11 protein-coding genes are annotated in these 14,019 nt (G+C 52.8%); 3 read left to right on the top strand and 8 right to left on the bottom strand.

Annotated features, from left to right (window positions below):
- Positions 1-7: 7 nt before the first annotated feature.
- The 4 genes from BUB73_RS04990 to BUB73_RS05005 form a co-directional block, all read right to left on the bottom strand.
- A complete protein-coding gene (locus BUB73_RS04990; RefSeq protein WP_073160643.1) occupies positions 8-1,654 on the bottom strand; it encodes a GDSL-type esterase/lipase family protein in 1,647 nt (548 codons plus the stop codon).
- A gap of 26 nt (positions 1,655-1,680) precedes the next feature.
- The gene (locus tag BUB73_RS04995; RefSeq protein ID WP_139259118.1) at positions 1,681-3,342 is read right to left on the bottom strand and encodes an SGNH/GDSL hydrolase family protein; all 1,662 of its coding nucleotides are present in this window, start codon (positions 3,340-3,342) and stop codon (positions 1,681-1,683) included.
- 133 nt (positions 3,343-3,475) lie between these two features.
- On the bottom strand, positions 3,476-4,753 hold the full coding sequence (gene hisS, locus BUB73_RS05000; protein WP_073284356.1) for a histidine--tRNA ligase: 1,278 nt from the start codon (positions 4,751-4,753) through the stop codon (positions 3,476-3,478).
- Positions 4,754-4,836: 83 nt separating this feature from the next.
- The gene (locus BUB73_RS05005) at positions 4,837-8,718 is read right to left on the bottom strand and encodes a DUF3857 domain-containing protein (RefSeq protein WP_073284063.1); all 3,882 of its coding nucleotides are present in this window, start codon (positions 8,716-8,718) and stop codon (positions 4,837-4,839) included.
- Positions 8,719-8,848: 130 nt separating this feature from the next.
- On the opposite strand from BUB73_RS05005, the gene gap reads away from it, so the two are divergent.
- Positions 8,849-9,874, top strand: coding sequence for a type I glyceraldehyde-3-phosphate dehydrogenase (gap, locus tag BUB73_RS05010; protein WP_073160653.1), 1,026 nt, complete (start codon positions 8,849-8,851; stop codon positions 9,872-9,874).
- A 211-nt stretch (positions 9,875-10,085) separates the two neighbouring features.
- Here the strand turns inward: gap and BUB73_RS05015 are convergent, their stop codons facing one another.
- The 4 genes from BUB73_RS05015 to BUB73_RS05030 form a co-directional block, all read right to left on the bottom strand.
- On the bottom strand, positions 10,086-10,292 hold the full coding sequence (locus BUB73_RS05015) for a hypothetical protein (protein ID WP_073160655.1): 207 nt from the start codon (positions 10,290-10,292) through the stop codon (positions 10,086-10,088).
- 105 nt (positions 10,293-10,397) lie between these two features.
- Positions 10,398-10,580 carry a hypothetical protein gene (locus tag BUB73_RS05020; protein ID WP_073160657.1) on the bottom strand — a complete coding sequence of 61 codons (183 nt, stop codon included), beginning with the start codon at positions 10,578-10,580 and terminating at the stop codon, positions 10,398-10,400.
- Positions 10,581-10,597: 17 nt separating this feature from the next.
- On the bottom strand, positions 10,598-11,875 hold the full coding sequence (locus BUB73_RS05025) for a CE1 family esterase (protein WP_249269272.1): 1,278 nt from the start codon (positions 11,873-11,875) through the stop codon (positions 10,598-10,600).
- A 264-nt stretch (positions 11,876-12,139) separates the two neighbouring features.
- Positions 12,140-12,910: a DUF6261 family protein gene (locus BUB73_RS05030; protein ID WP_088658511.1), complete on the bottom strand. Its 771-nt coding sequence runs from the start codon at positions 12,908-12,910 to the stop codon at positions 12,140-12,142.
- Between the two features lie 479 nt (positions 12,911-13,389).
- Between BUB73_RS05030 and BUB73_RS05035 the strand changes: the two genes are divergently transcribed.
- Complete coding sequence (locus BUB73_RS05035) at positions 13,390-13,689, top strand: hypothetical protein (protein WP_073284069.1); 300 nt, start codon at positions 13,390-13,392, stop codon at positions 13,687-13,689.
- Complete coding sequence (locus BUB73_RS05040; RefSeq protein ID WP_139259119.1) at positions 13,628-13,951, top strand: hypothetical protein; 324 nt, start codon at positions 13,628-13,630, stop codon at positions 13,949-13,951. The genes BUB73_RS05035 and BUB73_RS05040 overlap by 62 nt, the downstream gene beginning before the upstream one ends.
- Positions 13,952-14,019: the final 68 nt, after the last annotated feature.

Consider the following 14,019-nt stretch of genomic DNA (forward strand, 5'->3'; position numbering starts at 1 on the left):
TAATTCGTTAGGGTTCCTGGGCGGGCAAGTTTGCGATGTGTTCCTGGTAGGCGTTGATCAGGGCCTTGTAGAAAAGGTCTCCCAGCAGGTTGTAGCCTGCCAGCTTGAAGTGGACCTTGTCGGATTTTGCAAGGTCAGCCTTTTCCCACTTGGACATGGAACCCAAACCACCCATGAGGCTGAACTTATCCCATACACCGGCCTTGTACTTTTCTGCCAGGGTAAAGAAGGCCTTGCGGGCTACATCGCCATTGGGGTGCTGCACGTAGCGCTTCTTTTTCACCTTGCGGTACATATCGTTGTTAGTCTCGAAAATGACTGCTGCATTGGGGGACACGCGCTTGATGCGGGCCAGGAGCTTGCCGTATTCCTCGATGAACAGCTTGTCGTTAAAATGTTCTACGTTGGCGTCGTTGATGCCGATGGCGAAAATCACCAGGTCGGGCTTGTAGAATTCCATCTGACGTTCCAGCAGGGGGCAGACTTCTTCGAAGTAGTCGTGGACGCGGGCGCCGTTGATGCCTACGCCAGTGTAGGTGATACCCGGATTGTCGGTTTCGGTAAGGATGCCGGTCAAGGTGAAGTTGGGGCGTGCATTCTTCTTGACGGAATCGGGAATGATTTCGTCGTCGGGAATGCAGTGGACGTTGACGGCGTTCGAGGAATCTTCGTTGGCTGCGGCTGCAGCCTGGATGGCGTCGGAACACTTGCGCAAACCTTCGCTGTTGCTCATGCTGGCGGCGACTGTTTCGGCCTTGGCCATGCAGGCGGTATCCAGCAGGTCGCAGTCCCCCTGGAACATGGAATCGCTGGGGGCGTCGGGAGCGATCAGTGCCACGTTGGCGGGTACGTTTGCTGCCGGCTGTGCCGATGCGCTAGAAGCGATTGCGGAATCCTTCTGGGTGGTGTCGGCGGAAGCGCGGGCGATAGAATCCTGATACAGGGAGTCGGTAATGAACTTGGCGATGGCGGCCTGCTGCAGGCTATCCATCCAGCGGAACTGAATCTGGATGGTGTCGATGGGGCGGGGGCAAGTGAACACGTAGCTCTGGCTTGCGGTGTCCTGGACGCCATAGATGTCAGTGGTGTCGACGCGGAGCACGGGGACCACATCGTTGTTGTCGCTGTAGCCGAACAGACGCAGGCGGGTTTCGCCCCACATGGGTTCGCTGTTGTACTTGTCCAGCAAGATGCTGATTTCTGCGCGGGGGTCGCTGGTGCTTACGGCGATACCCAGGAGACCCAGCGGGCGGGTGATTTCTTTCTGGATGTTACGATTGCGATTCCAGATGCCCTTGTAGGCGCTGCCGTAGGTCGAAGGGGTGTTGGTCTTTGCGGCGGAGTAGGGGAACACGAAACCGCGGCCTGCACTGGCGCCGGGATATTCCTTGATCAGATGTTCGCGGATACGCCCAGAAATAACGTCGGCCTGTAAATGGGAGCCGCCGATATGCAGGATCTTTACCTGACCGCGGTTCTCGAAAACCAGGGTGTCCAGCTTCTTGAAGAACGGTTCGAAACTGGCGTTCCCCTTGGGGAACTGAATCACGTTCAAGGTGGAATCGATGAAGCTGTACTTGCTAAAATCAATGTGGTAACTACCCGGGGCGATCGGCAGATCTTTTGAAAATCCGCAGGTAAAACCAGCTAACACTATAAGTAAAGTAAAGAATATGCGAATCACTTTTTCCCCTTGGTGGCAGCCTTTTCTTTGGAAGATTTTTCCTTGGCGGCCTTGGCCTTTGCAGCCTTAGCTGCCTTGGCTGCAGCCCTTGCTCTCTTCTTTTCTTCCTTCACGCCGTCGGCATACTTATGAATGTCCTTCAGCTTTTCATCGGTAATGTGATGGCGTTCGCGGAACTGGAAGTAATCGTAGTGCATGCGCAGTGCGGCACAGAACAGGTCACCCATATAGGCGGCGCCGCGGCGCGTAAAGTGAATGTGGTCGGTAAAGCCCAGGGCCGGTTCCTTCTGAACCCACTTCATCATGGATCCGTTTCCTCCCATAACGCGATGCATGTCCCAGTAGGCAACACCGTTTTCCAGGGCGATTTCCCGGAGGGTCTTGATGGTAATGGCAAGGCCCGGGTAAGTCTGCCATTCTCCGTCTTGCTGGCGGGCCATGTCTGCAGGACCGATAAAGAGAATGTCGGCGTCGGGATTGGCCTTCTGGATGGCCTGGATCTGGCGGGTGATGACCTTCTTCAACCATTCAACCGTCTTGGAGCCCATGCCGGGAACCATGTTGCCACCGTATTCCATAATGATCAGGCGGGCGTTCATGGCCTTGTAGCTTTCGGCCAGCAGTTCGTTGTCGATGCGGTGGAATATTGTACCCGAGCTTCCGCGCATGGCTACGTTGTCTACGTTCACACCATAAGAACCTTCGGCAGATATGGCGTAGATTTCTGCAGAACCAGAAATGTAGAGCTTGGCCAGGGAAGTTGTATCGGGGAGTTTCCAGGTGTACACGGCCAGCTTGTTGAACTTTTCGATGGCGGGAGCCTGCATCTCCACAATCTTGGAATAACGCTTTTCCTTGATGGTGCTGTCGGCGTTGACGATGGTGTCTACGAAAGTCTGGCTGATGTTCAGCTTTGTTCTGATGCGGGCGTTCTTGTTCACCAGCAACTTGATCTTCTTGTAACCGCCAACGTGGGGGAATGCGTTCTTGCGGCCAGTCTTACGCTTCTGGATGGTAATGGAAGCTTCGCCATCTAGCTTAGAAAGCTGTGCCAGGGGGCCGTAACGGCTGTGGTCCGCTTCTTCGTCGGAGGGTCCAAACAAGATAAAACGTTCCAATGCGCCAGAACTGGAGTGGCTGGTTGTCTGTGAAGGAACGGTCATCATGGCGGGCATCATGCCGGGGCCAGCACCGCCGAATTCATCTTGCAGGTCTTCGCGGATGGTGGCAGAGATGCGGTCTTCTTCTAGCTGGGAGTCACCGTAGTGAATGATGTGTACGGTGTTGCTGTCCAGGGCGGCCAACTGCATATGCAAGAAGAACCTGTCGAACCAGGTGGCGTCGTTGTTGGGCAGGTCGAATCGGGTCTTGCCCTTTTCGAAGAAGTCCTCGTAAAACTTCAGAGAATCCGAGAATTCGGCGAATTCCTTTTGACGGGTTGCTTCCATCATGGCCTGGATGGCGGCTTCGGGATCTTCCTGGGCGGCAGAGGAGTCGCCTTCGACCTTGGCAGGAGCCTTCTCGAAAATGTCCGTCAGCTTGGGGTAACGGAGCGTCTTATCGCCAACATGAATTCCGCCTTCGGGGTAAACGATGGCAATAATGCCAAGGACCACGAAAAGGCTAAGGATGCTAAGTAAGGTTTTAAGAGGAGACATGTAGTTAAGTATGAGGTATGAATTACGAGGTACGAGAAAATGAAGAATGAATTACGAAAAAAGAGAAAACGTGTGGGCAAATGCTTTTTTGCGGTTTCTCATAATTCATAACTCATAATTCATAATTGCGAAGCTACAGTGCTGCTTTAATGGCTTCTACGTTGCCTACGTGCATGGTGCCGTCGCGGAGGTCCTTGTATTCGAACTCGCCTGCGGCTGCCTTGTCGCCGTCAACGTAAACAACGATCTTTGCACCCTGGTAGTTTGCCTGGTCCAGCTGCTTGCCCATCTTCATGGAGGAGAGCGGGTGGGAAACCGTATTTCCGTTTGCGCGGAAAATCTGGGCTGCTTCAAAGACCTTCTTCATGTCGTTGGTGAAGCTTGCGATGTAGAAGTCTACGCTCTGCTTGGGGCTGGGGAGCAGGTTGTGTTCGCGGAGCAGGTCTGCAAGCACAACGTCGCCCATGCCGAAGCCGACACCCGGAATGCGGTCGCCGCCCAGCTTTTCGGTGAGGCTGTCGTAACGTCCGCCGCCTGCGATGGCGCGCATGGATTTTCCCTTGTCGAACACTTCGAACACAATGCCAGTGTAGTAGGCGAGACCGCGAACAATGGAAAGGTCCAGGTTCACGCATTCGCCGTAACCGGCAGCTTCCAATGTGGCGAACAGGTCCTTGATTTCGTCAAGGGCTGCGGTTGCAGCTTCGCTATGGACTGCTGCTGCAACTTCCTCGATGGACTTGCAGCTCATGAAGGCGTCAAGCTTTGCCACCTGAGCTTCTGTGAGGCCAGCGTCAGCCAAAGCCTTTGCAAACGCTTCGGGACCAATTTTCAGACGGCGATCCAGGGCGGGGTAGACCTGGGCGGGGTTCGGTGCGCCGATTTCGTCCAGGTAGGTGGCCAGCAACTTACGGGAGCTAACGCCAATGGCGAATTCCCCATCCTTCAGGCCAAACTTGCGGAGCATGGTGGCAATTGCTGCCATCAGGTCGGCTTCGGCATAAATGCTTTCGGTACCGATAATGTCCATGTTCAGCTGGAAGAATTCACGCAAGCGACCCTTCTGAGCCTTTTCATAACGGAACAGGCGAGGCATAGAGAACCACTTGAAGGGCTTCTTCAGTTCGCGGGCCTTCTGGATCACCAAACGGGCGAGAGTCGGAGTCATTTCGGGGCGGAGGGCGATTTCGCGGTCACCCTTGTCTACGAAATTGTAAAGCTGGCTTACGATTTCTTCGCCGGACTTTCCGGTGTACAGCTCCAGGTGTTCAAACATGGGGCCTTCATATTCTTCGTAGGCGAACTCTTCTGCGGTTTTACGCCAAGTGTCAAAGATATAGTTCTGAATGCGCTGTGCTTCAGGATAAAAATCGCGGGTGCCTTTCGGCAGCTGGGGAATTGCAATACTCATAGTGGGCGCAAATTTAGAAAAAAGAGAAAAGCCCCCGAAAAACTCGGGGGCCAAAAAAGGTCTTTATTGAACCGTTTAGGAACTTACTTCACCATGATCATGGGGCTAGTTTCGCTTAGCAGGTAGGTCCATTCCTCGCGAATCTTTTCGTATTCGCTGGGGTCGGCGTACAGGGCGAAGGTAGTCCACTTGATGCAATTCTGGGCGTTGGTGCCTTCGGCGCAGCCCTTTTCGTAGCTGACGTAGTCGGGAGCGCGGGTCAGTGCCTTGGGGCCATTCACGGCCACTTCGCGGCCACCGGCGGCCTTCACATTCAGGCTGTAGCTGAACAGCGTTTCGTGAGGCATGCGGATGGGGTGATGACGCTTGGACACCTTGGGCAGCTTGAAGAGGCTGCGTTCCCACACGTTGGGGAAGCGTCCCTTCAGTTCGGAACCGCCCTGTCCGAAGTAACCCTTGGAGGCGTAAGTCACCACAAGAACCAGGGGCTTGTTGAACTCCGTCAGATTCTCGATCTTGATATTTCCGATACTTACGTCGGGAATACCGGAGGCCAGGAAGTCTTCCATCAGCTTTTCCTGTTCCTTGACGTCGCGGCCATAGAAACGGTTACGCATGACGCTTCCGAACTTGCCTGCCAGAGCCACGGAGTCGCGAAATTCGCAAGCGCCGTCGTTGCCAATGAACAGACGATGGTCTACAGAAATCTGATGTTCCTGATTATCTTCGAGGATTGGCGTCGTCACCACGCGGCTGCTGTCGTCGTCAATGATCAAGGCCACCTTGCCTTCCATATCCAGGGGCACGGGGCGGTCGTTACCCGTCTTGTCGGTAGCGTCTACCCACATTTCGCTGATGTTCCCCTGCTTGGGAATATAAAGAATCATGTGGTTGAACTGCTGGATGGTGGGCAGCTGTTCAAAACCTTCTTCCGTCAGGTGGATGGCGGTCAGATAACTCTTGACGCCAATGGACTGCAGCATTTCCTTAAGCAAGAGGGCCATGTCCTTACAGTCGCCGCGGTGCTGCTTGAGGGTGGATTCTGCTGTTTGCGGAATCAGGCTGTGTCCGCCGAAGCGAATGTCGCGGTAACGGATATCGCGGCGCACAAAGTTGACGATGGCCTTGACGGCGTTGTCGTTTGCCTTGGATCCCTTGACTTCAAAAGCCTTTTCGCGAACAGAAACGGCCTGCTTGAACTGATGCTTGATCAAGTTCTGGTAATCTTCGCCAACAGAAGCCCATTCCTGCTTGCCGGTGAGCATGACACCAGCGCCAAAGTCGCGGTAAACAGGCATGTAGAGTTCCTTGCGGATCACCACGGGGCTGTTGATCTTCCATTCCATGCCACCCTTGATTTCCTGACGTTCGAGAGGACCATATTCTTCGGTAACGAAGCGGTCCTTGTCGGCGTAGATGCGGAATACGGATTCACCAACGGGAACATCCTTGGAACTGATGAAGTTGGTGTAGGGGATCATGCCCTTGTTTTCGATGTTGGTTCGGCTGTACTGCATGTACACGAAGTCTCCCGGTTCCAAGTCCGTCAGGGGGAAGTGGGCCGTCTGGGATTCGTTGCCGCCACCGACTTCGGTTGCATAGGTAATATAGGCACCGTTCAGGCTGGCCTTCTGCTTCAGCTTCATGTTGCTGTCGTAGACTTCCAGGGCGTTAATATAAATGCGGTCAAAACCGGGCAAGAAGTCGAAGGTTAACTCACGATAGATGGCGGCACCGCGCACATCCAGGATTTCCATGAGCATTTCTTCGGTGCGGGTCCAGGCGAACCCCTTGTCGCTTGCGCCCTTGTCGGCCTTGAGGGCGTGCTTGTTGTAATGGACCACGGCGGGGAAGTCCCCATCTACGGCTTCGGCCTTGGCTTCGGGGCGTAGCAGCTTCTTCAGGTCAGAGGTGCGGTCTTCCACCGGAGTAATGGGCTTTTGCAGGGTGCGGTTGTCAGCCTTGCCCAGGAAAGCCTTGGTAGCCGACAGGAAACTCTTGGCATCTTCGTTATCGGGGCGCAGGGAAAGGGCCTTGGTCAGGCTCTTTTCGGCTTCGCGGTAATTGCGGGAATAGAAAAGGATCTTACCCTGGGTGGTCCAGATCTTATAATCGTTGCGGTCCTTGGCCAGAGTCTCTTCGCTAATGGCGCGTGCCTCTTCGTAGCGGCCCAGGAACATGAGGGCGTCCATCAAGGCGGTTCCCAGTTCCACGCTCATGCCGAATCGTCCGCGGACACCATAAAGAACGTCCACCGCTTCGGCGTACTGGTCAAGCCCCATGTAAGTCTTGGCCAGGTACACGCCCAGGCGGCTGCTGGGCTGGGTATCGTAAAGACGCTGCACCACAATCAGGGACTGGTTGCGCTGGCCCAGGCCCCACAAGGCGTCGCTCAGGTTGATTACATATTCAGGATTGTTGGGAGTGTAGCGCAGGGCCCCTTCGGCACATTCGCGGGCGCGGCCATAGTCGAACAGTGCCTCGTACATTTCACCCAGAATGCTCAGGAGCTTTCCGTTCTTGCGGACCAGTTCCTTCTGGCTTTCAAAATGGCTGATACCCGGGCCGTACAGTTCCTTCATCTGGTACACGAAACCGCAGTTGATCAGGTAAAGGGGTTCCTCGGGGTCCATCTTGTTGGCGCGCTCGAAGTAACTCAAGGCCACCAGGGGCTGATTTTCAAGCAGGCGGAGCAGGCCCACCTGGCTCATGATGGCGGCGTTGAACTTGGCCTGCTTCTTGGCGGCCTCGGCAGAGGCGTCTGCGGCAGGAGCGGCTCCCATAGTCAAGCCTTCTACGGCTCGATCCATCAGTTTGCTGTACTTGCCCTTATTTATCCCCTGGGTCCAGGAGACGATCAAAATCCCGCGACCCTCATTATATATATATCGACCGGTGTAATAGAAGTCGAACTTGTTCACCGTGTGGGTCAGGGTAAAATCCTGGGCATAAAGGATATTACCGTCGGCATCCTTGATCTTCTGGCGCTGCACGTCCAGGGTGGGGTTCCCCGGATCCACACCAAGGCGCACCAAAAGCACCTTGAACAGGTCCTGCTGGCTCACTTCGTCCTGGGGAATCATGGCGCCGTACACAAACAGCGAAACATCCTCGGCCTTATTAGAAAGAACCAGGTCCGGGTCCTCGTTCTGGCGGGAAATCCCCATCCAGTGGTGCCAGAGGGTGTCCTTTACGGCCCAGTCGTAGCCCAGGGCGTCGGAATGATAGCTCTGGACGTTCTCCGGAGAAAGCTCGGGGCCCGTTTCCTGGGCGGTCTCCAGCATCTGGAAGTCGGCGAAGAATTCCTTCCATTCTTCCTTGAGGGCACCGGGAGCCGGAACATCGTCGGTAGCCGACAGCGTCAGAGTATAAATATGGTTGCCGCCGCCGGTGACAAAGCCTACGGCCTCATAAGGGGTTTCGTAGCGCTTGCCGGCCACGTCAAAGAAGGCTCCGGTAGTCCCGAAAGCCTCTTCGGGGTAGGTTTCGGCCAGGGTGGCCTTCTTTCCGCTACTTTCGAAAGCCTGCATTTCTACCTGGGCTCGGTCCATCAGGCGCATAGGTTCGCCCTGGGGGAGTTCCACTACTATAAGGACCGCACGACGCCCAGTGCTAGCATTATAAAATTCGTAGGGTACGCCGGATTCTCCGGCTTCGGGGCCGCTAATCAGGGCCCAGTCTGCGGGGTTCTTGACCTTGAAATTGAAACCGGCCGAACCGATGGCGCCAGAACGGGCTGATTTCTTAGCGGCGGGGGCGGACTTTGCCTGGCTGTTCAGGGTCGAGGCGGCTGTGGGGGTGCCGTCGTCGAAATAATCGTCGGCGTAACTACCCTGGGTAGTCTCTTCGGGGGCGGACTGGGGGGTGTTTTCGGTCAGGGGAGCACCGTTACCGGCACAGGAAACCAGAAAAAACAGCCCGAAAAGGGGGGCAAAACGGAACATTTGGGCAATTTTCAAATTCATAAGCCAATAAAAAGCAAAAAATTTTCAAAAGACTCTTTTCAACTTTCGCAATTTTAATAAATTTGGAGTCAGTTGAGCGTTCCCTATTGTAGGGGGTGCAAACAATTCACTACTAAAAAAGGATCCAATAATGGCTCTCAAACTCGGTATCAATGGTTTCGGTCGTATCGGCCGTATGGTGTTCCGCGCTGCTGTGGAAAACTTCTCTAACGACATCCAGGTTGTTGGTATCAACGACCTCCTCACTGTCGACTACCTCGCATACATGCTGAAGTATGACTCCGTGCACGGCAAGTTCGAACACGAAGTTTCCTTCGAACAGGGCGAAAAGAACTACCTCATCGTTGATGGCAACAAGATCCAGATCTTCGCAGAACGCGATCCTCTGAACATCACTTGGGGCGCTCTCCAGGCTGACGTCGTTGTTGAATCCACCGGTTTCTTCCTGACCGACGAACTGGCTCGCAAGCACATCCAGGCTGGTGCCAAGAAGGTTATCATGTCTGCTCCTTCCAAGGACGCTACTCCGATGTTCGTCTACGGTGTTAACCACAACACCTATGCTGGCCAGGACATCATCTCTAACGCTTCCTGCACCACCAACTGCTTGGCTCCGATTTCCAAGGTTCTCGACGAAAAGTTCGGCATCGTCCGTGGCCTCATGACCACCGTTCACGCTGCAACTGCTACTCAGAAGACTGTTGACGGTCCTTCCATGAAGGATTGGCGCGGTGGCCGTGGCATTCTCGAAAACATCATCCCGTCTTCCACCGGCGCTGCAAAGGCTGTTGGTAAGGTTCTCCCGCAGCTCAACGGCAAGCTCACTGGTATGTCCCTCCGCGTTCCTACCTCTGACGTTTCCTTCGTTGACCTGACTGCAGAACTCAAGACTGCTGCTACCTACGAAGAAATCTGCGCTGCTATGAAGGAAGCTTCTGAAAAGTGCGTTTGCGACGGCGGCCTGAAGGGCATCCTCGGTTACACCGACGAAGCTCTCGTTTCTACCGACTTCCGCAACGATGCTCGCACCTCCATCTTCGACGTCAAGGCTGGCATCCAGCTCGACCCGACCTTCGTGAAGGTTTGCGCTTGGTACGACAATGAATGGGGCTATTCCAACAAGGTTTGCGAAATGGCCAAGGTCATCACCAAGTAATTTTAAGCTTCTAGCTTAAGAAAACTTAAAGGAAGCCCTCGTTGAAAAACGAGGGTTTTCTTTTTTTTATGCCGTTTTCGCGGGCCGGACTTGGCCTGGTTTAGGGCCGGCTTAGACTCGGCCCGGCTTAGACCGGCTAGGGCAGACTGAATAAAAAAAGAGCGTTCCTCCACTGGAGGAACGCTTCTTTTAAGCGATAAGAACCTGGCGCTTAGTTGTCTTCGTATTCAGAAGAGCCCCAGCCGTCAAGGTCACCAGCGGCACGGCCCAGGGTTGCTCCACCCAGGATCTCGTCGATGCCCTTGTCTTCGGATTCGTCTTCTTCTTCTTCGAAGATGGAGTTTTCTTCAAGCTCAACGTCTTCGTTAGGTACGATCGGTTCGTTGTCCAGGTCGTTATTAACCTTTTTACGTGCCATTTTTTCTCCTTGATGATGGCGTCTAAGATTTCTATCGCTATATATAACTCTTTTGTACAGAAAAAAACACTTTTTTTCTTACTTTTATAGAAATTTACACCATTATTAGAATCTATTACACTTCGGTTCGCCGTTTTTGCCCTTATTGAAGTCCTTGCTGACGTCGCCGAGGGAACCTGCAATATCCAAACCGCCGAATTTTCCGCCGCCAGAAACCTGGTCCAGCTGATCTTCGTTCAGTTCGTCATCAGGATTTGCATTGCTGTTGGGATTGTAATATAGTTTCATTCCAAATTAGACGGTCATTAAAACTGCTCGAAGAACTTGTGGACCTCTTCGGGGACCCAGGTGTCTTCCCAGCCCCAGCCGATACCCATGTTGCCGGTGTCGTGGGCGGTCCACTGGTGGTTTCCGGGCCAGCTGCAGAACTTTACGGGGAATCGTTCGTCTACCGTGGTAAAGTCGTGGCAGGTGTGGCCCGTGCTGCCCTGGTTTTCGGCCATGATTTCGCCGCTGGCGTCGGTAAATTGGCTATCTCCGTCGGAGGCCTTGCCGTTTTTCTTTAAAATTCGGGGGAGGGCGCTGTTCTTTGCCTTGTCGTAAAGGCAGCGGTCGTCGTTCTGGCCGTGAACATTCATCCAGGCCACGGGCAGGTTCTTGTCGGTACCCGCATCCTGGGGAAGCCAGATGTTGTAATCGGCCACGGCATAGGTGGCGGCGGCGCGGATACGTTCCTGGTAGTCCTGCATCAGGGAGTAAGAGAACATGGCTCCGAAACTAAAACCGGTAATGAACACGCGGCTGGTGTCGATACAGTAGTTGTCTTCGATGGTGGTGAGGGCCTGACCGAAGAAATCATGGTCTGCCTGACCCTGGTTCCACAGGCCATTTACCGCCTGGAGCGAGGCGAACATGTAGTTACCCTCGGTATCCTGGGCCTGCTGGCTGTAATAGGGAGTGGGGTGGTCGTAGTCCGGTGTGTGGTGGACGAAGTCCTCGGCGGAACTGCCGTAGCAGTGGAGGGCGATCAGCAGCTTGTAGGGCTTGGTATTGTCGTAATTCTTGGGCAGGGTGATAAAATATTCGCGGTAGGTACCGTTAACGTTGACCACATGATGCTCGCCATTTTCGACCAACTTGTCGGTCTTGAGGGTGGTTTCCCTGCCGCAACCCTTACTGGGGGTGGGGGCGTTCTTGAGGGCATAGCCGAATGCGTAGGAAGGCTCGGCAGGAACCGTTTCGGAAGAGGCGGGTTCCTCTTCGCTGGAGCTGGAAACCTCTTCGGAAGAACTTGAAATTTCTGCAATTTCGCTGGATGTGGGGGCCGGGTCTGCAATTTCGCCGGATTCGGAGCTTTCTGCCGGGACCGTATTTTCGCTAGGGTCGGGATTTTCGGCCGGAAACTGGTCTGCCGGGGTTTCGGGCTGGTTGATGCCGCTTTGCGGCTGTTCCTCTAATCCGGCAGAGGGATCAACCACAGGGGCGGCCGCATGAGGGGTGGAATCGTCGCTACAGGCCATGAACATGGCCAAACCCAAGGCGGAAAGCCCCGCCACAAAAGTTTTCTGGAAATTGTGCTTCACAAGAACTCCTTATTGTATCCCGGGCAAAAATTCGCCCAAATATAATCTACCCTAAAAAGAACCCCCTTAATCTGGCCGAACCAAAAATGCCATAGACGATTTGTCTATGGCATACCTTGGATGAACATCAGGTAAACAAGTGTTAACCTAGAAACATAATCGTAGGTTATACATATTTTATGATTTTGTAAGAAATTTGTTGTGTAAAAAAGCCCGGCCATTTTTTTTGATGGGCCGGGCGAACTCCTTTAATTAGTTTTGGGTTTAGGCTGCTTTCACTGCGGAGGCAATCACGGTTTTGTTTTCAGATTTTTCTTCTGTTTTTTCCTTGGCGTTTTGCTTGAGGGTTTGACGCAACTTGTAGACGGAACTGAATCGTTCGATGATTCCGTTGATGTTGTTGACGAAGTTCAGACAGTCTTCGTTACCTGATGCGCCAAGGCCTTCGGCGCCGGAGCACACGCGGTCGAAAATTTCGTTCAACTCATCGCGGGTGTGCTTGACCAGCTCCGTCTCGCGATTCCCCAAGGCGGCTGCGCGCTCGGCAGAAACCTCGATGAAACGCTCGTTGGCTTCCTTAAGCTGATCCAGGTAAACCTTGAAACCGCAAGCCTCCAGAGCGTTGGAATCCAGGGCGTAGCAACTCTCCACAATCCCCTTGATTATACCGCTAGTCTGATTCTGGGCAATTTTGTGGATGGTGGGAGCCTTGCTGAAGAACTCAACGATGTTTGCCGTTGTGTTCTGGATGACCGGATCCTGGCTGGGGAACTGCTGCAATCCCAGGGCGATACGTCGGCAGGCCACATAGATATCGGTGCGCTTGATATCAAGATCCTTGGTGGTTTCGAAGTTCTCGGTAGCGTTCAACTTTAACGCATCACTATATTTCTGGAATACATTTTCGTAGGCGGCTACGTTGTTTGAAAAGATGTCGGACGAAAGATACTTGGTGAATTTCAGACATTCGTAGTGGAATGCGCGAACTTCTTCGTTGCGCATACTATGGAAATTAATTCTTTTGATTTTGTTCATATTTTAATCCTTTATATAAGAAAGTTTGTTTGTCTTTTTTAGGATAATTGTTCGAACATTTCCTTGCAAAAGAATGTACAAAAAAAGTTTTCGAAAAAACCACATTTTTGGGGGGGTGTTCCGTATGAACTGGCCATTTTGGCGTATGAATGAAGAAAAAAATGCATTTTTCTGATTTTTGATACTGAACAAATGAGTAAAATTTACAATAAATGCTGTTCAAATTAGCAGCTAAAAAGTGGGGGAAGTACGTTGGATTGCATCCAAAAGGGTGTCCCAAAAACGGGAAAGTGCGTCGGATTGAATCCCAAGGCAAATCCATTACGCGGGAAAGTGCGTCGGATTGAATCCTATGGGTATCCCTTGCGCGGGATGGTGCTTCGGATTGAATCCAACGGACGGAGGTTTGCTCCTATATTTGGTATAGGAATCTAAGAAGGAGTTGCTTATGTCTAAATATGTAGTCAAGAACATTCAGTGTGGAATTCGAGGGCTTCCCCAACATCTACAAGACGGATGAATCGGTGTATACCCGCATGATGAACAAGGGTGCCGAAAGTGAAGAAGAAGCCGACAAGCTCTCCATAGATGAACGGAACGACCTTGAAACCGAATTTTTGGTAAATCTGAACGAAAATAATTCGGTTTACAGCGGAGATGGTTACGCAGACTTTTATGATGATGAAGAATGTGGCGGCGAACTCAACGATTTCCGCAATGGACATTCCCTTAGCAAGCATCTTGAGCGCGGTTGCCACTTTCAAGAGCGCATGCAATGAAGATTATCTTCTGGAGGAATTTGCCTACTGGAAAAAGAAGAATAAGCTGCTTAAGGGCGAAGACTTCAAGGCCGCCTGTGAAAAGGCCCGTAAACTGCTGGATTTGACCAACGCCTGTGGCAAAATTATCGGCGAAATCGAAACTAGCGAAGTCGAAACCCTTGATTCAGAAGACGGAATCCACATCCTCAGCTATAATCTTTGGCCGAAATCCAAATGGATCGATTCTCCAGGTGGCCTCGGCGTAAGACGGATGCCTTAAGTCGGTTAATTTATTTTATATTTAGCCCTAGACAAAGGTTTTGTTTTGGGGCTCATTTTTTAAGGTAC

This window comes from Fibrobacter sp. UWH6 (genome assembly GCF_900142465.1).
In the GTDB taxonomy this organism is placed as follows: Bacteria; Fibrobacterota; Fibrobacteria; order Fibrobacterales; family Fibrobacteraceae; genus Fibrobacter.

Excerpts from the sequence above, each read along its gene's own strand:
- BUB73_RS04995 (WP_139259118.1), bottom strand. The coding sequence starts at position 3,342 with ATGTCTCCTCTTAAAACCTTACTTAGCATCCTTAGCCTTTTCGTGGTC.
- hisS (WP_073284356.1), bottom strand. The coding sequence starts at position 4,753 with ATGAGTATTGCAATTCCCCAGCTGCCGAAAGGCACCCGCGATTTTTAT.
- BUB73_RS05005 (WP_073284063.1), bottom strand. The coding sequence starts at position 8,718 with ATGAATTTGAAAATTGCCCAAATGTTCCGTTTTGCCCCCCTTTTCGGG.
- gap (WP_073160653.1), top strand. The coding sequence starts at position 8,849 with ATGGCTCTCAAACTCGGTATCAATGGTTTCGGTCGTATCGGCCGTATG.
- BUB73_RS05015 (WP_073160655.1), bottom strand. The coding sequence starts at position 10,292 with ATGGCACGTAAAAAGGTTAATAACGACCTGGACAACGAACCGATCGTA.
- BUB73_RS05020 (WP_073160657.1), bottom strand. The coding sequence starts at position 10,580 with ATGAAACTATATTACAATCCCAACAGCAATGCAAATCCTGATGACGAA.
- BUB73_RS05030 (WP_088658511.1), bottom strand. The coding sequence starts at position 12,910 with ATGAACAAAATCAAAAGAATTAATTTCCATAGTATGCGCAACGAAGAA.
- BUB73_RS05040 (WP_139259119.1), top strand. The coding sequence starts at position 13,628 with ATGGACATTCCCTTAGCAAGCATCTTGAGCGCGGTTGCCACTTTCAAG.